The sequence below is a fragment of the Sediminispirochaeta smaragdinae DSM 11293 genome, assembly GCF_000143985.1.
Lineage (GTDB): Bacteria > Spirochaetota > Spirochaetia > DSM-16054 > Sediminispirochaetaceae > Sediminispirochaeta > Sediminispirochaeta smaragdinae.
On sequence record NC_014364.1, the window covers coordinates 4,268,351 to 4,292,580 of the forward strand.

The window sequence follows — 24,230 nt, forward strand, 5'->3', positions numbered from 1 at the left end:
TATGAGACGTTATAACGAAGAGTTTAGGGAGCAAGCATTAAAGCTGTCGGATGAGATTGGAGTAAAAAAAGCAGCGGAACAGCTGGGAATCATTTACGGGACACTAATGGACTGGAGGAAAAGCAGAAACCGGAAAAAGGAGGGTTCGGCAGAACCTGAAATACTACCGTTGACGGAACGGGAACGGCACATGCTCAAGGAGATACATGAGTTGAAGGAAGCGAATGAGATCCTGAAGGATGCCCTGGGTTTTTTCGTAAAAGACCGGAAGAAGTAAGCAAAAGGAGCATGTTCGGATACATCCGAGAAACAAAGGGAAGGAAAAGATTTTCAGTTGTGCGGATGTGTAAAGCCCTAAAAGTCAGCGAAACAGGATATTACAAGTGGAAACGCACGGGTAATAAGCCGAAAGCATGGCAGCTTCTTCTGGTCAAAATCCATAAGATTCTTGATGAGCACCCGGATAATCAGAATTATGGGATAAAGAGAATCCTGATAGCACTGGAGCAACGGGGAGAGCGAGTATCACGATCAACAGTCATCAGAGCCATGAGAAAGGGAAATCTTCTTCATGCAAGCCCCAGAAGACCGGAGGGAGTGACAAAAGCGGAGGAAAAAGCACAGAGGCCGAAGAACCTTCTCCAGAGGGACTTTAGTGCAACGGGTCCGAATGAGAAATGGCTTACTGATATAACGCAGATACCCTGTTTAGACGGCACACTTTACATAGCCCCGATCTTTGACTGCTTTGGTGGAGAGATTATTGCACTGGCAATGGAGAGCACCATGAAGAAAGAGCTTTGTATACAAGCGGTGAAGGAGGCATATAGAACCAGGAATCCGGGAAGTGGGGTAATTATTCACAGTGATGCGGGAAGTCAGTACACCAGTGAGTTGTACAAGAAAACACTCGGAGGATTCCACGCTGTACAGAGTATGAGCGATGTGGGGAAGTGCTACGACAATGCGCGTATGGAAAGCTTTTTTGCGACACTGAAAAAGGAAAAACTGTATCAAATGAACACCATGAAAAGGACTAGGGAAGATGTAAAAACCATAGTCTGGCGCTACGTCATGGTATACTACAACCGACAGCGTATAAGCACGGTGAACAAAGGCGGCTTACCGCCGACTATGTTCAGGATTCAGGCCGCAGCAAGACAGGCTGCTGCTTAGCATAACATTTGGGGCGTTTGGGGTCTGCACTTATTTTGACTTTTCCATTGAAAGCTTTGTCTGTTCCCAGTACCTCCCCAACAACATCCACATCCTGGCAGGAAAAGACTCCCAGTTCTGGTTCCTCTCCGACTATGCACAGCTGACCAGAAAGGGACGAATGACCTGCTATCAGAAGAAGAAAAACAGGGTGATCAAGGAGAAGCTAAAGGTCTATAGAGGAAGTGTTTATCAGTCGTTTCAGAATGTCGTGGCAAAGGTGCTTGCCCTGACCGAGCAATCGGGGCGGAGTACAGTGAAACTCTATACCGATGAGCATACGCAATACAAAAGGGTGATGAAGGGACTACCGGAAGAGATGGCAGGAATGATAGAGCACCACAGGATCAGCTCGAAGAGGGTTCGGGATCTGTGTAATCCCCTCTTTAGTGTGAATTATCTTGACAGGGAGATACGGAAGGATGACTCGGATCATGTGAGGCAGACGGTCCAGTTTGCAAGGAGTACGGTGAACATGCTGGAGCGGCTTGAGATCTACCGGTATTATCACAACTTTATGAAGCCCTATCGGGTTGGGGGAAAGGATGAGAAGCGGGGGCAGACACATGGGGTGGTGGCTGGGATAGAGGGGAAGAGGATAGCGTCCGAGCTGAGGACTCTTTACAGTAGGCGGAGGTTTTTCTTACGGAATCAGCCTATGAATCGGAGTGGGAGGGAGCTGTGGGTCAGGTGTATTCCTACACCCTTACGGTGGATGATTGACTATCTGCCCTCTTATGCATGGGCTTAAAGGTAAAGGAATCACCACGATTCCGGACAGTAGATACATGTAGTATAATGGAAGCCATAATGCTTCGTTTCGACCATTATCGATGCCGCATTCTGGCGCTATCCGTTCTCATCGCATTATCTTTCGCCTATCCGTTTTCGACGAAAGCATCAATCCTTGCCCTTGCCCTAACATTCGCAACCATGGGATTGCGCTTTCTTCCCATTATCCCCTCCACCTTGGCGCTTCTCGGAGAATTACTCTTCATCGTTTTCGGGGCGGCTGCATCCGGTGTGACTCCGCTTCTATTTTTCGCTCCTCTGGTCGGATCAAGAATCGCCGTCGACGCAGCACAGAACAGCGGCTGGAAATTGCGTCTTCCCTTTGCCGTAAGCGTGATCGGCCCCTGTGCGGCGGGCCTCCTATCGCTTTCTCCCTTTCTCCCGTTCTTCGCAGCGACCGCAATTGTCACTCCGTTGGTCCTCTTGTTTACCCTTCTTCTGATACGGAATCAGGAAGCGAAACGGCTGGAAATAGAGAAGCGCCTTAAAACAAAAGAGGCAATTCTTTCCACCCTGGCCCACGAAATACGCACCCCCCTCACCGTCATTCAGTCTACCGTCGATCTTTTGATCGAAGAAAGGATTGGGCCCCTGGAAGAACGCCAACACCAATTTCTCTCTTCGGTGGGAAGCAATGTGCAAAGGCTGGTCACCCTTTCCGATACCATTCTGGCAAGTATCAAAGTAGAAAGTGCCTGGTTTACCATCAAGGTTAAGCCCATCGATATCAGAAAGGTCATCAAGAATGTGGCCCTTCACATGCGACCGATCCTCGAAGCTAAAGGAATCGAGCTGCGTTACTCCTTTCCGAAACTGCTCTCCCGCCCCCCTGCCGATGAGGGATGGATACATCAGGTCCTAGTCAACCTGGTGCACAACGCCGTCAAGCACATGCGAAGAGGGGGCAGTGTCATCATATCGGTCAACGAAAACGAGCAGGCGGTGGTGGTATCGGTGAACGACAATGGTTCCGGAATTCGTACGGGAGAGCAGCCGCAGGTATTTACCGAGTTCTTTCAGGGGGGGATCCTCTCGGGTGCCCAGCTCGAGGGGGCTGGACTTGGTTTGGCTATTGTCAAGCGGGTAATCGAAAAGCATAATGGGAAGGTCTATGTGGGATCGGTGGAGGGTTCGGGAACCACGGTTTCCTTCACGCTTCCCCTTGACGGAGTAGTTACCGAAAATGAATAGCGACAAACATATTCTCGTTGTCGACGATGAGCCGCATATTTTGCAGATCCTCCACTTTCTCCTGACCGACGAGGGGTATCAGGTTACCACAGTGGAGACGGGGGAAGCCGCAGTAGAGACCGCCGACAGCGAAGACTTCGATTTGGTCGTCCTGGACCTGGCTTTACCCGGTATAGACGGCTTTTCGGTCTGCCGGACCCTCCGAGACAAGGGCATTCCGATTTTGATATTAAGCAGTCACGACGAGGATGATTACGTCGTTTCAGGCCTGGAGCTGGGAGCCCTGGACTATGTTCGCAAGCCCTTTAATCACCGCGAATTAATCCTGCGGGTGGCGAACCTGATCGGAAGAAACGATGGCGAGGAAAGGCCGCAAGGGATAGTCAGCGAAGGAGTTTCCGTCAACCTCGATTCCGAAGAGGTGCTATGCAGGGGAGAACGGGTCCGCCTAACTCCTACCGAGTATCTTCTTCTTGTGTTGCTGATGAAGCAAAAGGGAGCGGTAGTCACCTGGGAGGAAATTCTTCGGGAAGTGTGGGGAACCGAAGAGTGGGACGGATATCGCCAAATGATCAAGGTAAATATTCAGCGTCTTCGCACCAAGGTGGAACAGGATCCCCATAATCCGCGAATCATCGTCAATCAGTGGGGACGCGGTTACCGCTTCGCTCTTCCCGTTACTATTTCGTAACTCCATTGTAACCGGATTGTTTCTTGTCTCCGTTCGGGGGAGATCCTACACTGTAAGGGATCTAGTCATAAACCCAAACAGGAGGAGAACTGTTATGAAACGAGTTGTAGCAATTGTCTTGGCGATGCTGCTTGTTACCTCATTTGCGTTGTTCGCAGGAGGAGAGAAGGAGAGCGCCGGAAAGGTAACCGCCTATACCACCCTCGACGAAGAGCTTGCCCGCAAGGTGTTCAACGCCTTTACCGAAGAGACCGGCATTCAGGTCGATTGGGTACGCCTTTCCACCGGCGAATGCACCGCCAGGATGGAAGCGGAAAAAGAAAATCCCCAGGCCAGCATCTGGTACGGAGGTGTAGGCCTCGGTCATATCGAGGCAAAGGACAAGGGTTTGACCATGCCCTATGATTCCCCCGCCGCTAAAATGCCTGAAAAATTCAGAGACCAGGATCGATACTGGTCGGGAATCTATGCAGGTCCCCTCTGTTTTGAGAGCAATACCCAGGCCTTGGAAAAATACGGCCTCACCGCTCCTACATCCTGGGAAGAACTTGCCGACCCCAAATATAAGGGACACGTGCAGATGGCAAACCCCGGATCTTCGGGAACAGCCTATAACGTTCTTGCCACCATGGTAACCCTCTACGGAGAGGAGAAGGCCTTTGAATACATGAAGCGGCTGGACGCCAATATCACCCAGTATACAAGAAGTGGCTCGGCCCCCGGGAAGAATGCAGCCATTGGAGAAACCACGATTGCCATCGGATACGCCCATGACGGCGTACGTTTGATTGCCGAAGGATATCCCCTGGAAATCACCTTCCCCTCCGAAGGAACAGGCTACGAGGTCGCCTCCATCAGCCTGATCAAAAACGGTCCTGCCGAAGAGCTCGCATATGCAAAGAAGCTCTACGATTGGGCCCTTGGTGAAACCGCCGCAAAAATCTATACCACGGCCTTTACCGTTCCCTTTGTTGATGTGCCCCTTCCCAAGGGTGCCCTTCCCATCAGCAAGGTCAACACCATCAATCAGGACGACGAATGGGCCGCAGCCAACAAAGCCCGCCTAGTGGAAAAGTGGAACGCCGTCATAGGCGGTGAATCTCGTACCGAACCAAAGAAGTAATAGCCTATCGGAAAGGTATAGGGGCCCTTAGCGGCCCCTATAGTCGTCTTTATTCGTAAGGAGCACCGTGCATGACAACCACGACCACCGGCCGGAACCTAAATAATCGTTTTTACCAATTAACAAGAGAACCGGCCCTCATGATCGGCGTAATAGTCATCTTTGCGCTGCTGGCATTGTTTATCCTCTATCCTCTCGTCTCTGCAGCAAAATTGAGCCTTGCCCCGGAGGGAAAACTTACCGGCGACGTATACCGTCAGATTTTTACCCATTCGCAATATTTACGGGCGATACGAAACAGCGTCACCCTCGGGGTGATCGTAGCCACGCTGGCAACCGCCATCGGCTTTTTGTTTGCCTTCGCCCTTACAAGAGCCCGAATCGGCGGAAGGAAATTTTTCCAGGGGATGGCCCTTCTTCCGATCATCTCACCACCCTTCATGTTTGCCCTTTCCGTTATTCTCCTTTTTGGGCGAAACGGACTTATTACGGCGAAACTGCTGGGAATCGACATGGCAAATATCTATGGTCTAAAAGGCCTGATCATCGTCCAGACCATCAGTATGTTTCCCATCGCCTACATGACACTTTCAGGCATCCTCCAGGGTATCGACCCGGACCTCGAAACCTGTGCCATGAACCTTGGAGCAAAACGGGGAAAGGCATTCTTGACCGTTACCCTTCCCCTTGCTCTTCCGGGGATTTTTGCCTCCTGGCTGCTCGTGTTTGTCAGCAGCCTCACCGACTTCGGAAATCCTATCATTATCGGCGGAAACTTCGATGTCCTCTCTGTCCAGGCCTATATGGAATTCACCGGTATGGGGAACCTTCCCCGGGGAACGGCCCTCGCAATTCTGTTGTTGATCCCCACGGTTAGTGTGTTCTTTATTCAGAAGTATATTATGAGAAAGAAAAGCTACATCACGGTAACCGGTAAGTCGAGCAGGCGAAGCACCGCACAAACGGGAAAAGGAGTTACAATTCTTTTAACCTTTGTCTGCGGCATCATTTCCGCTTTTGTCCTGCTTTTGTACGCCACCATCATAAGTGGTAGCTTCGTAAAATTGTGGGGAATTAACTGGCATCTTACCCTCGACCACTTTGCCTACAGCTGGGATGTTGGGCGCACCACCATGAAAAATACCCTCTTTCTTGCGATTATCAGCACACCCATCACCGCTATCTTCGGCATGGTCATTGCCTACATCGTCGTGCGAAAGAACTTCCCGGGTAAACATCTTATGGAGTTCCTCTCCATGCTCAGCTACGCCATCCCGGGAACCGCCGTCGGTATCGGCTATATTTTAGCCTTCAATAAAGCCCCCTTCGAACTTTCGGGAACCGCCTTTATCCTGATCACCTGCTATGTTTTTAGGAATGTTCCGATCGGAGTGGAAGGAGGCATAGCGGCACTGAAGCAGATTTCCAATGAAATCGAGGAATCCTCCATCAACCTGGGGGCAACCAGTGCCCTTACCTTTAGAAAGATTACCCTGCCGCTGATCCGTCCGGCCTTTTTCTCCGGAGCGACCTTTGCCTTTGTCAGAAGCATGACGGCCATAAGCGCTATTATTTTTCTTGTATCTGCACGCTGGAACCATATGACGGTTCTTGTTCTTGCCCAGACGGAGATTATGCGGCTGGGAGTCGCCTCGGTCATGTCCTTCGCCCTGATTGTAGTCATCATGGTGTTCATCTTCATCATCATGAAACTCACGGGTCTGGGACGCGAACAAATTTTCGGAACGACGAAATAAAGGGAAAGAAGATGAAACAGAACGATTACCTGATGCTAAAAAACTTGGTGAAGGACTTTCACGACGGACGAGGCAATACCGTACGTGCTGTAGATGATATTTCGCTCTCCATCGCCAAGGGGGATTTTGTCACACTCCTTGGGCCCTCGGGATGCGGGAAGACCACAACCCTTCGAATGGTTGCAGGTTTCGAGGTGCAGAGTACCGGCGATATCATCCTGGACGGAAGGAAAATAAATACAATCCCCGCTTTCGACCGCAACATGCCGATGGTATTCCAGAGCTACGCCCTCTTTCCACACCTCACCATTTTCGAAAATATCGCTTACGGATTAAAAATACGCAAAATGCCGAAAGAGGTGATCAAAAATGATGTTGCTCTGGCAGCACAGATGGTTAATCTTGTGGGATTGGAAGACCGTTACCCTGGAGAATTGTCGGGAGGGCAGCAGCAACGGGTGGCTCTTGCCCGGGCGCTGGTCTTAAAGCCGGAAATCATTCTTTTCGACGAGCCTCTTTCGAATCTGGATGCAAAGCTACGAATCCAGACACGAACGGAAATCAAACGGGTCCAACAACTCTTGGGTATCACCGCACTTTACGTTACCCATGATCAAAGTGAAGCCTTGAGTATCAGTGATACTATTGTTATTATGAACAATGGTAAAATTGTTCAGAGCGGCAGCCCCGAGGAGATTTACAATCACCCCGCAGGTCCCTTTGTGTCCGATTTTATCGGTAACGCAAATTTCTTCGACGGTGTGGTAACGGAGATCGACAATCGTTTTATTTCGGTCTCGCTACTCGGATCCGAGGTGCAAGTTCCTCTCCCCACCGCCGGACAATCATTTTCAAAGGGAGACGAAGTGGTCCTGGCGATAAAACCGGAAGCGGTTGAAGTTAGACCAGGAAAAGGAGCGTTTAACGGTAAGATTGAGGTTAGTAGCTTTCTTGGGGCAACTACCGAATACAAAATAGAATACGCCGACGGTTTTATGACGGCGATTACGCCGAATACCCAAGGTGAGATCCATAATTATCGTTATGGCCAGGAGATTGCTTTCTCCTTTAAAAAGGAGTTCTTCAGAATTTACAAGAGATAAGCGCTCAATAAGTCAGGCATTGAAAGGAGACGGAATGACCGAATATAAATCCTCAATTCGGGCTCATGGGAAGACCCAATTGGAGTTAAAAAACAGATATCCTCTTGATCCAAAAGAAAATCGGGCATTCTACACACTTGAAACATATATGTTCACTCCGGCACAACTTGGTATAACGGCCAAGCGTTACGGAGTGGACCATTTTTTCTCGGACGTTAAAAGCCATACTCGTTTTTCCATCTCGTACATTCCCCTTTCGCGGCTGATGGATCCGGACTGCGCCATCAGTCCTATCGCACGCATCGGAAAGTTTCTGGATAAGGCGAACTTATCGAGCGATATCGACGAAAACCGGATACTCTACGAACTGCGGACCCTTGCAAATCTCTTTTCGGCGGAAATGAAAGCGACCCACAGACTGTTGAGCGGTATTGCAAAAGAGGGAACCAATCCGACAATCATCACGAAGATTGAATTGTTTCTCAAGGAGACCGAAACCTTCCTCCATGTTTTTCGTGCCCTTCATGCCCGTTTCATGGAACCATCCATCACCGAACGGCTGAGAACGGCCCTTCGGTGGACAGACGAATCGATCAGCTTATCGGCGGAGAAAATGCTTTTTTACCTTCACGGTATGCTCCGGCAGGAAGCACTGGTGGAAAAGATTACGGTACTTATGGAGCACGAGCAGTATTATCGCAAAGAAATGGGTTATCCGTCGGTTATCACGAACGGAACGGAAGTAGAGGTCGAAGGGATGCTCTATCGTGAAAGTATCCTGAAAAAATGGTCCCAGACCGTTCTCTATATGTCCAGTGAGGAAACAGGTACCAATCGCAAGATAGGACATATGCTGGCGGCAGTGGCAGCGGCAACCGCCATGGTTTTCTCGGTTGTCGCCACCTTCTTTGCAAATAATCTTTTTCCAAGTTACAGCGTTCCCTGGGCCTTTATTGTGGTTGTCAGTTACATGCTGAAAGACCGTATCAAGGAAATTCTGCGGGGTATATTGGTAAAAATAATGCCTCGATTCATAGCGGACAGAACAGAACGATTGGTAGATCGGGCGGTCGATCGGCATGTGGGGAAAACACGCAGTATGGTCCGTATCATCTCCCCGGAAGAGCTTCCGCAAAATGTAAGGACAGTGCGTCAGGCAGGCTCTAATCCCTTCCGTTCGATTCTTCCTCCGGAAAACGTCATCCATTTCCGGAAAGAGGTGGTTATCGACAGTCGCAAACTGCTCAGAGAACATTCCCGTGTGGAAGCGATAACCGAAATCATTCGGTTGAAGCTCGACCGATTTCAGGAAGAGATGGATGCATCCAAGAAGCTGTTAAGAACCTGGTACGGGGGTGAGGCCCAGGCTATCAAGGGAAAGCGAGTTTACCATATTAATCTCATTCTGGTCCTTTCAAGCAAGGGAGAGGAAGAACAACTTTTTCGATATCGGCTTATACTTACCCATCAGGGAATACAGAGGATCGAGGAAGTGCCTACATAAATCCCTTGAAAGTTCTTTACCGCTTTCCATCTTTTTACTTGCGAACTTGCCGGATTTTGCTACCATGGAAGGTAGGATGAAGATCATTATCGGGCACACCAACATGGACCTGGACTGTATCGGCTCGATCGTCTTGGCAAAGTATCTTTTTCCCGACCATCAAGCGATACGCAGCAGGCTTCTCCATCCTGTTGCGCGCAAGATGCACAATATCTACCGGCATAAGCTTACCTTTCTCAACCCCAAGGATCTCGAGGGAGAAACGGTGGAAAAAATCGTCATAGTGGATACACGAGCAATGTCGAGGGTGAAGGAGTATTTCCAGTTCATCAAAAACGACAACTATGAGGTGGAAATTTTCGATCACCATCCCGGAGAAGCGGAAGGATTTCCCGGGGCGCTTATTCACAGCATGCCTTGCGGAGCGAATACAAGTCAGATAGGCCTGAAATTGATGCAACGCAAGATTGCTGTGGATCCGGAAGATGCTACCGTCGCTTTGGCGGGGATCTATGCCGATACCGGAAATTTCACTCATGAGAATGTACAGGAGGTCGATTTCTCCGTTGCCTCCTATCTTTTGACCTGCGGCGCTTCCCTCTCCATGGTAAAGCGATTTCTAAAGCCTTTATCGGGAACCTACCAGGTAACCCTCTTTCACGAGCTTCTCAACAGGCTGACATACCATTCGATTCACGGACATCAAGTTATTACCAGTTATTGGGAGATAGAAACGGAAACAGAAGGGCTCGGTGCGGTGGTGGAAAAGGTGTTCGAGGTGGAAAACCAAGATCTATTTTTCGCCACATTCCATTTTCCCAAAAAGAAGAAGACACTCATCATTGCACGAAATCAAAAGAATACCATCGACCTTAACGACATCCTCAGACTCTTCGGTGGAGGAGGACATCCGAAAGCAGGTTCGGCCTTGGTAAAACATGAGGACGGACGTTTCGTGCACAAAAAGCTGCTCGAGCACCTCGAAGAAATGCTTGCCCCGGCGATTACGGCCGAGGAGCTTATGAGTAGCCCAGTCCATACGATACGTGATACGGCAAGTTTGCTGGAAGCCTCAATACTTCTGGAAAAGCTGGGCCACACCGGCATTCCCGTGATATGCGAAACCGGGGCTCTTGCCGGCTTCATCACCCTTAGGGACATCATGAAGGGAAGAAGGGCGGAGCAAATGCACTCACCGGTGAAAGGCTACATGACCAGAAACCTCATCACTGCCGCTCCGGAAACTACGGTCCGGGAAATCGAAGAGAAACTTTTCGATAATAATATCGGCCATCTTCCGATCATCAGGGAGGGAAACCTTGCCGGTATTGTAACCAGAACCGATTTTTTGAACTTCGCAAAAAACGAAAAACGAAAACAGCAACGGGCCATGCAGGAGGTAGGCATTCCCGTCGCCTAAACGTCTTCCCTTTTTACCCCTCCAGCATCTGTGTTTCTCGAGCCTTCAAAACATTGCTTTGCCGGAAGAAGAGTATCATTCCCACAAGGAGAGCAAAGACAAACCCCGCAGGCTGGGCGGCGAATACACCCGAGATGCCGAAAAAGCGGGGAAGGATAAGCACCAGAGGAATCAGGAAAAGCCCCTGCTGACCTGCCGCCAGAATCAAGGCATACCGCCCATTCCCAAGGGCCTGAAAAATCCCGCCGAACATGATCACTAAGCCCACGGGAATAAGAGAAAGGGCCATCATGCGCATCGCCTCTGAGCCCATAGCAATGACATCGGGGTCCTGGGGTGCAAAAACCCGCATGATCGCTGGGGCAAAGATAAAACAAAGGATTCCGGCAAACAGACCGATTCCACTTGCAACACTGAAAACAATCCTAATGGTTTGACGTACCCTATCGAAACGGCGAGCGCCATAGTTGTATCCGGCCAAAGGCTGTAAGCCCTGGGCCAGTCCGAAAAGCGCCATCATCAGAAGACTAAAAAGACGGGAATTGATACTGACGGCTGCAATAGAGGAATCCCCGTAGACCCCTGCAGCGTTATTGACGATAGCAAAGGAGATGCTTCCCAAAATCTGCCGTACGAAGGTGGGAATTCCCATGTTCATAATATTTCGATAGGTCCTTACCGTGGGGTGGAAATAAGAACGCTTAAAGGGATTGACGGCTCCCTTGTCTCGGAAATAGTAGCTGGCAAGATAGAGTGTCGATATGCCTTGTGAAATCACCGTTGCAATGGCGGCCCCGGTTATGCCCATATTCAAGGCAAAGATAAAAAGAGGATCGAGGATAATATTCATAACTGCACCGATAATCTGCCCGGTACTGCTATGTAAGGCAGCTCCCTCAGAACGGAGAATATTGTTGAGGGTCATGTTGGAAACCTGGAAGATGGAACCACCCACAATGACTCTGCCGTAAAGGTCTGCGGTGCTCAGGATAGAGTCGGTGGCCCCAAAGAGAATCAGAAGTGGTTTTATAAAGGTTGCACCGACAAGAGCAAATACGATACCGACGCCCAAAGAGGTATAAAGAGCGGTCGCAGCGGTGCGGTTTGCCTCTTTGTAATCATTTTCTCCCAGCTTTCTGCTGATAACACTGGCGGCTCCCATCCCAAAGGTAAGGCCGATGGAACCGATAAGCTGAAAAAGGGGAAAGACAATCCCTGTAGCGGCAACTGCCGTGGTGTCCCGCAAAAGGCTCACGAAAAAGGTATCTACTACATTATAGATTGCCATAACCATCATGCCGGCCACTGCCGGAGCCGAAAGCTTGAAAAGGGCCGAGCCGATGTCTCCCTCTGCCAGCAATTGGATTCGTTCATTATTGTAATTATCTGCCATCTGTCGCTCCATATTCTTTTGTCCCGCGCTGAATCAGTTGCGTAATAAATTGCATATTTTCCTCACCTTGCTCAGGGAAAAGAAAGATAAGGCGGGGCACGATCGAGACCACCATAATGGTAAGCCGATCAACATCGATATTTGAATCCGGAAATACTCGATTCCAGATTGGACGAAATGCTTCCCTAAGCCAGAGCCACCCCTCAGGCCGATGGGGATAGCTTGGCAGGCGAAAAGCACCTTTTTCCTTGCAGCCGCCGAGTAACGTTTTTCGTTGGGGAAGCGTTCGCCCAACCTGTTCACTCAACTCATAGATCATGCCGACAATCTTCCGGATTTGATCGTTACGAGATACCTCGGCAGAATCCAACTCTTTCACAATCTCGGTGATAAGGTTTGACCATTCCCGCTGGAAGAGAGCCTTCAGGAGATCGTCTTTATCCGGAAAGTAATTGTAGATTGTTCCGACAGCAATTCCCGCACGTTCGGCGAGGGCTCTGAGCGTCAACTCAGAGCCCCCGGTAAAAATCATATTCTCAAGTTCGTCTATAAGACGAGTCTCAATATTCTTGATAAGCTTCGGCATTATCTTATATTTTTATGAACATTGTTCACAAGAGTCAAGTAAAAAACCTATATCCACCGCTTTTTTCTGAAAAAAATCAGCATTCCGATCAAAATTAAAAAGCAAACGAGCCAAAATATAGGATAGGACCACCGCCACTGAAGCTCCGGCATGTAACGAAAATTCATGCCGTACACTCCGGCAATGAAGCTGAGGGGAATAAAGAGGGTGGAGATGATGGTGAGAACCTTCATCACCACATTCATTTTATTGCTGACACTGGAAAGATAGATATCCAGCATGGAGGAGGCCATATCACGATAGCTTTCGAGGGTATCGATGATCTGGACGGTATGATCGTACACATCTCGTACATACATTCGGGTAGTTTTTCCGATCAAAAGAGATTCACTACGGATCAGACCGTTTACCAACTCCCGAAGAGGCCAGATTGAACGCCTAAGCCCTATCATCTCCCGCTTCAAATCGTGAATTCGGTAGAGTGTTGTTTCGTTGGGATCACCGATAAGCTCATCCCCAAGAAGCTCAATCTTATCACCCATCCTCTCGAGGACAAGATAGTAGTTGTCGACGATGGCATCGATCAGTCCATAGGCAAGGTAGTCGGATCCTTCCTTACGGAGCCTTCCTGCCCCGTGCCGTATCCGCTCCCGGACGCAGTCGAGTACATCACCGCTCCGCTCTTGAAACGATAGGACGAACCCCTTCCCGAAGACCAGACTGATCTGCTCCACATCAATAGCCATCTTGTGATCGTCGAAACTGATCATGGGCAGAATGACAAAAAGGCGGTCGCCATACTCTTCGAACTTCGGCCGTTGCCCGATGTTGGTAACATCCTCGAGAATTAGAGGATGAAGATCAAAGGCCGTACCAACACGCTGAATCAAGGAAACATCGTGCAGACCATCAATATTGATCCAGGTAACCCCCTTCAACGTTGCCAAAGAAGTGAAATCGGTCTCTGCATCAAGGGCTTGCTCCTCACAACTGGCTCCGGAGTAGTGCATCATGGAAACCTTCGCCGCCTTGATCTTTTGGTCCCCGGTATGTACTACCGTTCCGGGAGGCAGCCCGATTTTCTTTGTGTAACGGGAAATCATCTTCATGTTGTACCCCCGGCTTCAGTATAGTCAAAAGGGCATACTCTCACAACAAAACGAATCATAAGGTCTGACATGAAACGTTGCATCAAAAAGAAGAATGGGAACCTGTGAAAAGCTCCGAATCATGGAGACTGCATCGGCGGCATTTACCCCCGTCCTCAGGTTACTATTCATCAATATGCCATCGTAGAATTCCCTACTGTACATGAGTGCAACGGCCGCACCGCCCGAAGATACCGGGAAGACCTCACATCCCACAGACCGAAAAAGCAGTGTCAGCCCAAGACGAAAAAGCTCATTCGGTTCTACCAAGATAAACGTTTGCATTCTCGGCAATAAAGACATGGGAGTATTTGATCAAATTAAACGATTTGTGTCTACAATTCATCCGTTATGTGCTACATATTTTTTACGCTTACACACTATTGGCAATCAAAGACAACGATCGGATACTCATACATAATGAAATCGGAACAACTGCTGGAATTATTGGCTACAAATATCCGCAATGCGCGCAAATCCCAAGGCTTAAGTCAGATGGAACTTGCCGAACGCGCCGAAATTTCTACCGGTCACATGAACGATATCGAACGTTCCAGACGCTGGTTGGGGGCCGATACCTTTGTAAGGCTGGCTTCGGCATTGCAGCTTGAACCATATCAGTTGCTTCTTCCGGAAACAGAGCAGCATCTGCTCAGTGATTATCGCAAAATCACCAAATTAAAACAGGAACTTCAGGGTACCCTCGTAAAAGAAATCGATTCGGCATTTTCCGGCTTTCTAGAAAAATAGTGCTACCTTTCCGTCTTGCATGATAGTAACCCGTTCGCTATCATTTTTGTGATGTATAATCGTTGTCGCCCTTGCCTTATTTTTTTTATATGTTTGATAACCCCTTGTATGATGTATGCGTCAAAGACGACCGACGACGCAATGATCGACCTCAGCATGAAGCGCTATGAAACTATGGGAATCGTCCCCCTGGATGGAAGCTGGGAGTTTTATCCTCAGATGCTCTTAAAACCGGGAGAATTTACCGAGAGTGAGCCTCCCAGCTCCCTGATGCTTCCCCAGGAGCTGATCGGTTATCGGGGTACGGCGACCCTCCGCTTGAGGCTTAAACTTCCTATGAACGATGGAAACAGGATGCACAATTTTGCCCTTAAAATGCCCTATTTCGGGGCGGCATCTAAGGTGTGGATCGACGGTTCTCTTCGGATGGTTACCGGTTCCATCAACCCCTTTATTCCTCGATATATCCCTCGGGTTATTCAGTTTTCGACCAGGCGAAAAAAGGCGGACATCGTCATTCAAGTCGCAAACTACCACCACCGCCGGATGAGTCTGAATAGAATTCTGTTTGGAACAGAGACAGCCATACGGGAAATGACCCATCGTTATATCATCCGAGATTCTATCCTTTTCGGCAGCTTGCTTATGCTCTCGCTCTATCATATGCTCCTTTTCCTCACATACAGAAGGGACAGAACCCTTTTATACTTTGCAATCATTGCATTCATAACGGCATTGAGAGAAGGAATTGTCGACGAACGAATTCTTGTTCGGTTATGGCCCGGCATGCCTGGTGAAGTGATGATGAAACTTGGCTATATGCCGGTTTTCCTTTTATTACCGCTCATCATTCTCTATATCTGGGGTATTGCGGGTAGTAAGGCCTCCATCCTGCCGCTCATGCTGGCTCGAGGGCTACTTATTGCTTCCGGCGTACTTCTGCTTTTCTTTCCTGTGAGTATCTATGATTGGTTTTTTCAGTATGCACTCTTCATATTCATCGCCCTCGGCTGTTACGTTATAGTGGTTATATTCTCAGGGAAGATACTCACGAGTAAAACGGGGACTATTTTGCTGGCGGTCGGCGGGGCTATCGTTTTGACCGCTGCGCTTTCCGATTATTTTAGAGAAATCAATAACATCAATATGCCGGAACTCCTAAGCTTCGGGATCCTTTTCTTTTTACTGTTGCAGGCGTATTTTCTTTCTTGGAAGCTCGACCGTTCCTACAAAAAGGCTGAGCACCTGGCGGAAGAAGTCAAACTCCTCAATGATCAACTTGAACAAAAGATAGAAGAGCGGACCTGGGAACTTGGACAGGTAAATCAAAGATTAGAACGGCTTTCAAGAATCGATCCGCTCACGGAGATTCCGAATCGACGTTACTTTGAGGAGGTATATACGGGAGAATGGCGACGCAGCGAACGAGAAAACCTTCCCCTCTCCCTGATTATGATGGACGTCGACTTTTTCAAGGCGTATAACGATAACTACGGTCACCCTACGGGAGATGTCTGTCTGAAGAAAATCGCGACCTTGGTTCAGGAAAGCCTAAAACGGGGTGAAGATTTTGTCGCCCGCTATGGTGGAGAAGAGTTTATCATCCTTCTTCCGGGGCATCCACTGGAGAGTGCGGCAAAGGTAGCGGAAAGATTACGGCAGGGGATCCAAGATCTCAATATCGTGCATGCCTACTCGGAGGTTGCTTCCGTGGTTACCGTAAGCCTGGGAATAGCGGAAAAACATATACGCCCAGGAATCGACAGGGGCATCCTTGTCAAACTGGCCGATCAGGCGCTCTATTCGGCAAAAAGGAGTGGAAGGAACAGGGTTTCCATTTCCCCGGAAGATGCAAGCCCCTTGTCCCCGGAGGGTAATTAGCATAAGCTCATGCATATGAGCAGTGATCAGTTGAATGATTTACGACATAGCATCGATAATATTGATGCCGCCTTACTCCGTCTCATGGCGGAACGATTCAAAACGACGGAAAAGATAGGCAATCTAAAAAAGAAAGAACAAAGGGCAATCGCAGATCCCGACAGAGAACAAGAGCAGATAGAACGTTACAAACGGATTGCCTTTGAAGCGGGCCTTGACGTATCCCTGGCTCTCCGCCTCCACGCTTTTCTCGTCGAAGAGGCGAAGAAAGACCAGCATGCTATTATGACATCCTCATAATACTATCGATATTCGGGCCGTGAGGGAGTGAAGAATTCGATGATTTCGCTCTCTTCGAAGACCTCCACACCGTGTTCTTCATCTGGATCGAACACATAACTCGTTCCGGCTTCGCCGATAAAAGATTCCCCGTTTCCTCTCATAAATTTTGCTTTTCCGCGGATGACATAGCCGCTTTGTACTGCCGAATGGTGGTGCATCGGAATAACAGCCCCCTTTTCGAGTAGGAAATGACAGGTCATGGCCTCTTTGTTCCAGGCAAGGGTTCTTCGGACAATTCCCTGCGGTCCTGCTGCAGGAATCGCACGATCGAGGGTGGCGTAAGCAATTCGTTCTTCCATTTATTCTTCTTCCTTTTCCGTTGTGTTCTTTGTCCGTCGGCTGGGCCGTAGTCTATGCCAGAATCGGCGTACCAGGCCGACCTTCCCAAAGGCAAGCCAATATAAGGCCCCGACCACAAGCACACCGGGAATCCCAAAGACAACAAGTCCAAGCAGAAGGAAAAGAATCACATAGAGAACCTGAACGATCATTCGCCCGAAACGTTTCAAGCCCGCCCGAATAGAGGGCAACGGATCTTCCTGCTGTTCCCAGGAGGGTAAGTGAGCCACCATATGAAGGGTCGAGAAGGAAACCCGATGGTCAAGGTTCTGAAAAGAGCCTTTGAGCTGCTCAAGTTCCGTTGTCGCATCGTTTAGTTCCCGTTCCACCGTCAGAAGATCTTCAACACTTTTTGCTTCCTGCAGATACTTCTGGTAGCGTTCAACGAGGATCTCCTTATTTTTGATCCGATGCTCCAGATCGTAATAGCGATCGGAAACATCTTCAACATTGATACTGCGGGACTCCAGCCGGCCAAAACCTTCTGCCGCATCAAGAAACGCAGAGAACGCCTCTGCGGGGATCTTCAACTCCATCGAAAGGGTGTCTTCATATCTGCTCGAAGACTGCACATAGCCGCCGGCCGAATCCGTCGCCTTACGAACGGCGCTCTCGGCAATATCAAGGTCGTTGACCTCAAGTTCCATCGAACCCGTACTTACAAGCTTTCGATCACTTGTATCAGGAGCTTCCTGAGCCGCCTGTGCAAGAGCCCCTCCGCCGGTATCAAAGCTCGCGAAGCTTTCCACACTGCGCCGCAGATCGGCACTACCGACGCGCTTTTCGGCCATGGGGGCAAAGGCGGCGGTTTCAGCCGTCTTCGAACCACACCCCGCCATAAAGAAAGAAAGCGGCACAAGGAAACATGCCGTCACATAAAAAATGGATCGTTTCATATAGGAAGAGTCTAACCCATTTACCTATCTCTCTCCAGCATTAATTCTTTCCAGGAGCGAGTGAATCCCCTATAATCTTCCCATGAATAGGAACAGGTTATCCATCTGTAGTATTGCAGCACAGCAGCTTTATAAGCAAAAGGTGATTAATCCGGTGCTCATCAGCAAGTGGGCCCTGAGCCGACAAAGGCTATAAAGGATGGACATATTGCCACTATTCGGTAGCAAAAGACGGCGGGGCATCAGAAGCTTGCTCACCTTAGTACTTTTTCCGCTGATGGTTCCCTCAATCCTGCTCTTCTCCATCATCATGTACAGAACCACATCGGACATCTTACTACGGCAGATTCGGCAGGATAATGAATTTCTTGCCCGCTCTATCCAAAGGGAAATTTCACTTTTTTTGGAGGGAGCAACGGCCATGACACAAACAATTACAAAAGAGAGCATCTGGTTGCGAAATGAGGGATCAAATGACTACGAAAGACTTCTCTCCTCGTTGCTTGAAACGATTCCCCCTTTTAGACGACTAACGATTGTAAGTGCCTCAGGCGATGTCGTGACCACCGTTCCCTACGATGAGAATTTTATCGGCAGTAATTTGGGAAACACCACGTTCTTTCGTACCGTGAAAGCAGATCAGATCGGATACTGGAGCAACTCTTTCATCTCTTCAATTACATCGGAACCTACAATCTGCTACGGTGTTCCCTTCGAACAGGGCGTGCTCATGGCAGATCTTAACCTGGACATCCTGTCGGCATTTGTACAGGATGTCAGACAATCAGGAAATCGGTCGATCCTTATAACCGATAAAACGGGAACGGTCATCGCCTTTGAAAATAAAACATTGGTGGAACAACAGCATAAGCTTTTTTCGGACCATCAAACGCGGCCATCGGAAATTCTTAAGATCGCGGGAACCCGGTACTTCTCCCGGCGGCTGGTCATAGAAAAGACGGGTTGGCCTCTTTATGTTCTCTCTCCCGCAGATGAATTCTTTTCTCCGGTACACACCTTAGGTTTCACCATTATTATTGTAACCGTCATATTTTCGATCTTCCTTATCGGGATCATCCTTTTCCTTGGAAGACGTATCGTCAACCCCATTGAAGCATTAACCAGACAAGCACAATTGATAGCAGATGGCAGGTACGAGGTTAATGGCGAAAAGAGCTTCAGAGAAGCGGAGGCTCTTCTCAATGCGATGAAAACCATGGCCGAACGAATTCGAACCAGAGAGTTGGCGCTACAGAAGAGTGAGCAAACCTACCGCCTACTTGTAGAAAATGCCCAGACCATCATCATTCGCTGGAACAAGGAAGGTTTCATCACCTATTATAACGAATTTGCCGCCCGCTTTTTCAATTTCGATAGTACCATACAGCCCATTCCTCTCGCCCGCATAACAATAGCAAACGACCCTATCCTATTCGCCGACATCTGGAATGATCCCGAATCCTTCTCCTCTTACAAAAATATAAATCATAAGGGCAACGGAGAGCTTGCATGGATTCAGTGGACTTCAATGCCGCTTCGAAACGAAAAGGGAGATCTCGTCGAAATCCTTTCGGTCGGATCGGATATCACCCGTCTTCAGAAAGCAATTCGGGAAAAAGAGGTACTCCTTGAAGAGGTGCATCACAGGGTAAAAAACAATCTACAGTTGATCATCAGTCTTCTCAATCTCAAGCAGTCACAGCTTCGTGGTTCGGCAGAAGCCGTAGGTTTTCACGAGAGTATCGCTCATATCTATTCCATCAGCCTCGTTCATGAACAGCTATACCAGAGTAATAGTTTCGATCATATAGAATTGGAACCCTATCTTCTGGCCGTTGTGGGGCATCTCGCCGAAATGCATACGGTAAACGGCCGCGCGATTTCCTTTACAGTCGACGCGAACAACCTCAACCTTTCTGTCGAGCAGGCCATGCCCTGTGGCCTTATCCTTACCGAACTGGTTTGCAACGCTCTTCGTCATGCTTTCTCGGACGCGAAGAAGGCTCACATAAGCATCAAAGGGAATCGTGATAAGCGCGAAATGGTGGAGCTCACGGTCTCCGACAACGGAAAAGGATTTCCGAGGAGTTTATTCAGCAAAAAACGCTCTTTGGGATTCCAACTGGTGCATCTACTTGTAGAGCAACTCAATGGATCGGTTTGTTGCTATGGAGAAGAGGGCACAACCTTTTTCATTAGCTTCCCCGAGATAAAGGATTCAAGCTTGGTCTCGGCCGGCAAAGGCGGAGAGATTACCTCCGCACGCTGATATACTATCGATCCTCGCCATCGGGAAAATCCTGAGGAAGCGGCGCAGGTATGAGAAAACTACTTTCAATCGAATAGAAACAGCCTTCCCGAGCAGATTGAAGCATCTTGAGCATAACCTCGAGAGAGTGATATGCCATTTCACCGCTGGCCCGAGCTCTCCTTCCCCCTTTGATCGCATAGACCATATCCACAAGGCCGATCCCCCGGCTGTTTTTTTCATGAGAGGTAGAGGTATAACGGTGCAGAATCGGTACCTCGATCCAATCGGAGAAATGGTCTGGTCTGGGAAAGCCATACCATCGATACTCTTTTTTTGTCCGTAAAAGCACAGGGCCGCCAAAGATGTTAGGACCATCAAGAGGATCGGGGTCATTGATGGAAATCGTTCCCTCTGTACCGTAGATTTCGATTCTTGGCATTTCGGAATCCCAGACATCGAAGCTGGTAATGATACTTGCCACAGCACCGCTATGAAACTCGAGGTTGCCAATAACGTGCGTATCCACTTCCACATCGATCTTTTCCCCCTTACAGGGGCCACCAAGAACCTCTCTCGTGTTCGACGCCCTGTTCGCCATGGCGCTACATCGTTTTACCGGTCCGATCAGGGAAAGAAGGGCAGTCAGGTAATAGGGACCGATATCGAGAAGGGGCCCCGCCCCCTCTTTAAAATAGAAAAAAGGACTATTGTGGAAGGTGTCGACACCATGATAGACACAGTATGCCCCGGCTCCGACAACCCTTCCGATTCTTCCTTCGTCTATCACCTTTCTACAAGTCTGCAAGCGTCCTCCCAGAAAGGTATCCGGTGCACAGCCCACATAGAGGCCCTTTTCTGCGGCGAGGGAAATAATGGTACGCCCCTCCTCGAGGGTGGCGGCAAGAGGCTTTTCTGAATAGATATGCTTCCCGGCACGCAGGGCGGCAATATTATACTGAGCATGAACAGAAGGAGGGGTTAGGTTTAAAACGATATCGACATCGGGATCATCGATCACCTCTTGCCCACAGGCGTATGCCCGGGGTATACCGAATTGATCGGCAAAGGCCTGCGCCTTTTCCCATCCTCGGCTGGCACAGGCTATCAGATGCACAACATCAAATTGTTTCAGATTGGCAATATACTTATCGCTGATATCACCGATACCGATAACTCCGACATTAAAAGATTTCATGCGCTTTGCTCCCAAGAATATCGAGATATGTTCACTTGATTCTAGCGTAAAACAGTGTCGGTGTACATTTTTTTTGCGGCTCATTTTATCTACTGGAAGATAATCTTGATTATGGAGGAGGTTGCCATGGGACAGCACACTCAAGCAGCCCCGAGGAAGCAAATCTGAACGGAATTGTAAGAGACACCGCGGCCGGGAACCTCTGGGCACGCCTGCCGGCGGGGATGGCTCTCCAACGGAATAAGCTAGTTGCCGTTATCCATCTTCGGAGATTATCTTCATCCGAGCCGGCTGAAACGCCTTATTGCAAGAATACGTTGGCTATATGGCTATAGAGCCCCGATCGTGGCGACCATAACCGCCTTGATGGTGTGCATTCTGTTCTCAGCTTCGTCAAAGACCACCGAGTGCTTGCTGCGAAACACCTCATTGGTGACCTCCATCTCGGCAAGACCAAATTTAGTGTGAATCTCTTTCCCGATACTGGTTTCGAGGTCATGAAAAGAAGGAAGGCAATGCATAAAAAGGGTGTCGGGGTTGCCTGTCGATTTCATCATCTTCATATCGACCTGATAGGGCTTCAGCAGTTTGATCCGCTCGGCGAACTGGGCCTCCTCACCCATGGAAACCCATACATCGGTGTATATGACATCCGCATCTTTTACACCTTCGGCGATATTGTCGGTCATGGAGATAACGGCACCGGTCTCTTTCGCAACCGAAGCGGCATAATCAACCATCTCACCAGAAGGGTGGAGTTCCTTTGGAGCAACGGCGACAAAGGTCATTCCCATTTTCGCCGAAGCAAGCATAAGGCTGTTGCCCATGTTATTACGGGCATCACCTACGAAAACAAGCTTCACCTTTGAAAGGGGCTTGTCAACATGTTCCATAATGGTCATAAAATCGGCAAGAATCTGCGTTGGATGATAGAGGTCCGTCAAACCGTTCCATACCGGAACTCCGGAGTATCTAGCAAGGAGCTCAACAGTCTCTTGCTTAAAGCCCCGGAACTCAATACCGTCGTAGAAACGGCCAAGCACGAGAGCGGTATCCTCGATCGATTCCTTCTTTCCCATCTGGCTATTGGTGAGAAAGGTCACCTGGGCACCTTCGTCGAAGGCGGCAACTTCAAAGGCACAACGGGTACGAGTAGAGGCCTTCTCAAAAAGCAGAACGATATTCTTTCCGACAAGCAGGTTTCCCCGAATTCCTGAACGTTTCTTACGTTTTAGATCAACAGAAAGGTCGAGAAGATAGCGAATCTCCTCAGGTGTGTAGTCCTTCAAGGTCAGTAAGCTTCTTCCTTTCAAATTTACAGGCATGGGTTCCTCCTTATCTCGTGCCTTCTCAAATCGCTTCACGCTGAAGCGGCATGCTCATACAGCGGGGACCGCCTCGGCCCCGAACAAGCTCCGATCCCTCTATCTCGACCACCTCGATGCCTGCAGCACGAAGCGTATCGTTTGAGGCGACGTTTCGATCATAGGTAACGACGACTCCCGGCTCAAGGGCCAGGGTGTTGGTACTATCGTTCCACTGTTCACGAGCGGCGGTCAAATCATCGCCACCACCACTTTCAATCAAACGGATCGCAGGAAGCTTGAGAGATTCTTTCAGGCTCTTCTCTAGACTGTCAAGAGGGGAGATGCTAATTCCTCCTCTTTTTGTCGGCTTAAGGCGAAAGAGTGCAATCTTTTCCCGAATATCGGGAAAAATGGTAAATGTGTCCCGATCTACCATGGTGATGACGGTATCAAGGTGCATAAAAGCACGAACAAAGGGGATCTGTATTACCAAGACCTCTTGTATCCCGGAGGGACCGGAGAAAAGCCGCTCGGCAAGCCGCTCTATCCCTTCGGTCCCTGTTCTCGCGCTGCACCCCACCGCGACAACTTCGGGAGAGAGCATCAAAATATCTCCCCCTTCAATACTATCCAGATCAGAAGGCTTATACCAGAGCGGAATCTGTCCCTCACCCTGAGGATCGGCGAACAGAGGGTGATAATCATGAAGATATTGAAGTATCAGCGATTCCCGGTTTCTTGCCGGAGTCTTCATTGCACTGACGACAAGTCCCGAATCGATGACAGCGCCGGGGTCCCGTGTAAAGTAAAGGTTTGTAAGGGGGTTGATGTAGAAAGGGTAAGCCTCCCGAATATAGCTCGAGAGACGCGACTGACCGGCTAAACGGTCGATCTCTTTTTTCTCTAAACCGGAGATGAAGACCTCTGCCAGCCGCTCTGCCTCCATGCCGCGCAGATAATCTCGAATGGACTCTTTTAGCAGGGTCGATCCGATTCGGCAAGCAGAGAGCACATCGTCGATCATGACACGACAGACTGCTTCCTCCCTCAGGATATCGGCAAGGAGATCGTGATAGTAGTAGACCTTACATCCTCGTTTTGAAAGTGTCTCGGCAAAAAGATCGTGCTCTTCCCTGATCTTCTTCAACCACGGAATATCTTCAAAGAGCATCTCTTCTAGGTATCTTGGGGTAAGCCGCTCCAGCTCCCGGCCGGGGCGATGTACAAGAACAGACTGCAACGTTCCTATTTCATTGGTCACATTGATCATGAGAAGGTATGGTATACACTTTTTCAAAATGACGCAACGTATAATAACTATTGCAGTAGTAATAAGAATTTTCTCC

23 protein-coding genes are annotated in these 24,230 nt (G+C 49.1%); 14 read left to right on the forward strand and 9 right to left on the reverse strand.

Annotated elements, in window-relative coordinates:
• Position 1 precedes the first annotated feature (1 nt).
• The 10 genes from SPIRS_RS19910 (at position 2) to SPIRS_RS19955 (ending at position 10,796) form a co-directional block, all read left to right on the forward strand.
• The gene (locus tag SPIRS_RS19910) at positions 2–277 is read left to right on the forward strand and encodes a transposase (protein WP_013256198.1); all 276 of its coding nucleotides are present in this window, start codon (positions 2–4) and stop codon (positions 275–277) included.
• Between the two features lie 11 nt (positions 278–288).
• The gene (locus SPIRS_RS19915) at positions 289–1,176 is read left to right on the forward strand and encodes an IS3 family transposase (protein ID WP_013256404.1); all 888 of its coding nucleotides are present in this window, start codon (positions 289–291) and stop codon (positions 1,174–1,176) included.
• 160 nt (positions 1,177–1,336) lie between these two features.
• Positions 1,337–1,966 carry a hypothetical protein gene (locus SPIRS_RS19920; protein WP_013256495.1) on the forward strand — a complete coding sequence of 210 codons (630 nt, stop codon included), beginning with the start codon at positions 1,337–1,339 and terminating at the stop codon, positions 1,964–1,966.
• Between the two features lie 47 nt (positions 1,967–2,013).
• A complete protein-coding gene (locus SPIRS_RS21900; RefSeq protein ID WP_171814790.1) occupies positions 2,014–3,198 on the forward strand; it encodes a sensor histidine kinase in 1,185 nt (394 codons plus the stop codon).
• Entirely contained in the window at positions 3,191–3,889 is a 699-nt protein-coding gene (locus SPIRS_RS19930) for a response regulator transcription factor (RefSeq protein WP_013256497.1), read from the forward strand. The genes SPIRS_RS21900 and SPIRS_RS19930 overlap by 8 nt, the downstream gene beginning before the upstream one ends.
• Positions 3,890–3,983: 94 nt before the next feature.
• A complete protein-coding gene (locus SPIRS_RS19935; protein ID WP_013256498.1) occupies positions 3,984–5,012 on the forward strand; it encodes an ABC transporter substrate-binding protein in 1,029 nt (342 codons plus the stop codon).
• A 71-nt stretch (positions 5,013–5,083) separates the two neighbouring features.
• Complete coding sequence (locus tag SPIRS_RS19940) at positions 5,084–6,769, forward strand: ABC transporter permease (protein ID WP_013256499.1); 1,686 nt, start codon at positions 5,084–5,086, stop codon at positions 6,767–6,769.
• Positions 6,770–6,780: 11 nt separating this feature from the next.
• On the forward strand, positions 6,781–7,872 hold the full coding sequence (locus SPIRS_RS19945) for an ABC transporter ATP-binding protein (protein WP_013256500.1): 1,092 nt from the start codon (positions 6,781–6,783) through the stop codon (positions 7,870–7,872).
• Positions 7,873–7,906: 34 nt separating this feature from the next.
• Positions 7,907–9,376 carry a hypothetical protein gene (locus SPIRS_RS19950; protein ID WP_013256501.1) on the forward strand — a complete coding sequence of 490 codons (1,470 nt, stop codon included), beginning with the start codon at positions 7,907–7,909 and terminating at the stop codon, positions 9,374–9,376.
• A 76-nt stretch (positions 9,377–9,452) separates the two neighbouring features.
• Positions 9,453–10,796, forward strand: a complete 1,344-nt coding sequence (locus SPIRS_RS19955; protein ID WP_041866149.1) for a CBS domain-containing protein — start codon at positions 9,453–9,455, stop codon at positions 10,794–10,796.
• 13 nt (positions 10,797–10,809) lie between these two features.
• Here SPIRS_RS19955 and SPIRS_RS19960 read toward each other — a convergent pair whose 3' ends face one another.
• Genes SPIRS_RS19960 through SPIRS_RS19975 form a run of 4 tightly spaced genes read right to left on the reverse strand, consistent with a single transcriptional unit; the run spans position 10,810 to position 14,208 of the window.
• Positions 10,810–12,189, reverse strand: a complete 1,380-nt coding sequence (locus SPIRS_RS19960; RefSeq protein WP_013256503.1) for an MATE family efflux transporter — start codon at positions 12,187–12,189, stop codon at positions 10,810–10,812.
• Positions 12,179–12,775: a TetR/AcrR family transcriptional regulator gene (locus SPIRS_RS19965; protein WP_013256504.1), complete on the reverse strand. Its 597-nt coding sequence runs from the start codon at positions 12,773–12,775 to the stop codon at positions 12,179–12,181. The genes SPIRS_RS19960 and SPIRS_RS19965 overlap by 11 nt, the downstream gene beginning before the upstream one ends.
• 47 nt (positions 12,776–12,822) lie before the next feature.
• Positions 12,823–13,884 carry a magnesium/cobalt transporter CorA gene (gene corA, locus SPIRS_RS19970; protein WP_013256505.1) on the reverse strand — a complete coding sequence of 354 codons (1,062 nt, stop codon included), beginning with the start codon at positions 13,882–13,884 and terminating at the stop codon, positions 12,823–12,825.
• Between the two features lie 24 nt (positions 13,885–13,908).
• On the reverse strand, positions 13,909–14,208 hold the full coding sequence (locus SPIRS_RS19975; protein WP_013256506.1) for a response regulator: 300 nt from the start codon (positions 14,206–14,208) through the stop codon (positions 13,909–13,911).
• 135 nt (positions 14,209–14,343) lie between these two features.
• Between SPIRS_RS19975 and SPIRS_RS19980 the strand changes: the two genes are divergently transcribed.
• The 3 genes from SPIRS_RS19980 (at position 14,344) to SPIRS_RS19990 (ending at position 16,854) form a co-directional block, all read left to right on the forward strand.
• A complete protein-coding gene (locus tag SPIRS_RS19980) occupies positions 14,344–14,673 on the forward strand; it encodes a helix-turn-helix domain-containing protein (RefSeq protein WP_013256507.1) in 330 nt (109 codons plus the stop codon).
• A gap of 108 nt (positions 14,674–14,781) precedes the next feature.
• Positions 14,782–16,554, forward strand: coding sequence for a sensor domain-containing diguanylate cyclase (locus SPIRS_RS19985; RefSeq protein WP_245537636.1), 1,773 nt, complete (start codon positions 14,782–14,784; stop codon positions 16,552–16,554).
• Positions 16,555–16,563: 9 nt separating this feature from the next.
• Positions 16,564–16,854 carry a chorismate mutase gene (locus tag SPIRS_RS19990; RefSeq protein ID WP_013256509.1) on the forward strand — a complete coding sequence of 97 codons (291 nt, stop codon included), beginning with the start codon at positions 16,564–16,566 and terminating at the stop codon, positions 16,852–16,854.
• Positions 16,855–16,856: 2 nt separating this feature from the next.
• On the opposite strand, the gene SPIRS_RS19995 is transcribed toward SPIRS_RS19990, so the two are convergent.
• Positions 16,857–17,195, reverse strand: coding sequence for a cupin domain-containing protein (locus SPIRS_RS19995; RefSeq protein ID WP_013256510.1), 339 nt, complete (start codon positions 17,193–17,195; stop codon positions 16,857–16,859).
• Complete coding sequence (locus SPIRS_RS20000; protein WP_013256511.1) at positions 17,196–18,131, reverse strand: DUF4349 domain-containing protein; 936 nt, start codon at positions 18,129–18,131, stop codon at positions 17,196–17,198.
• A gap of 199 nt (positions 18,132–18,330) precedes the next feature.
• Here SPIRS_RS20000 and SPIRS_RS20005 point away from each other — a divergent pair, with 199 nt between their 5' ends.
• Complete coding sequence (locus SPIRS_RS20005; RefSeq protein ID WP_013256512.1) at positions 18,331–20,400, forward strand: sensor histidine kinase; 2,070 nt, start codon at positions 18,331–18,333, stop codon at positions 20,398–20,400.
• A gap of 4 nt (positions 20,401–20,404) precedes the next feature.
• On the opposite strand, the gene SPIRS_RS20010 is transcribed toward SPIRS_RS20005, so the two are convergent.
• The 3 genes from SPIRS_RS20010 to SPIRS_RS20020 form a co-directional block, all read right to left on the reverse strand.
• Entirely contained in the window at positions 20,405–21,577 is a 1,173-nt protein-coding gene (locus SPIRS_RS20010) for a Gfo/Idh/MocA family protein (RefSeq protein ID WP_013256513.1), read from the reverse strand.
• A 329-nt stretch (positions 21,578–21,906) separates the two neighbouring features.
• Positions 21,907–22,902 carry an ornithine carbamoyltransferase gene (argF, locus tag SPIRS_RS20015; RefSeq protein ID WP_013256514.1) on the reverse strand — a complete coding sequence of 332 codons (996 nt, stop codon included), beginning with the start codon at positions 22,900–22,902 and terminating at the stop codon, positions 21,907–21,909.
• Positions 22,903–22,927: 25 nt separating this feature from the next.
• Positions 22,928–24,154, reverse strand: a complete 1,227-nt coding sequence (locus SPIRS_RS20020; RefSeq protein WP_013256515.1) for an arginine deiminase — start codon at positions 24,152–24,154, stop codon at positions 22,928–22,930.
• Positions 24,155–24,230: the final 76 nt, after the last annotated feature.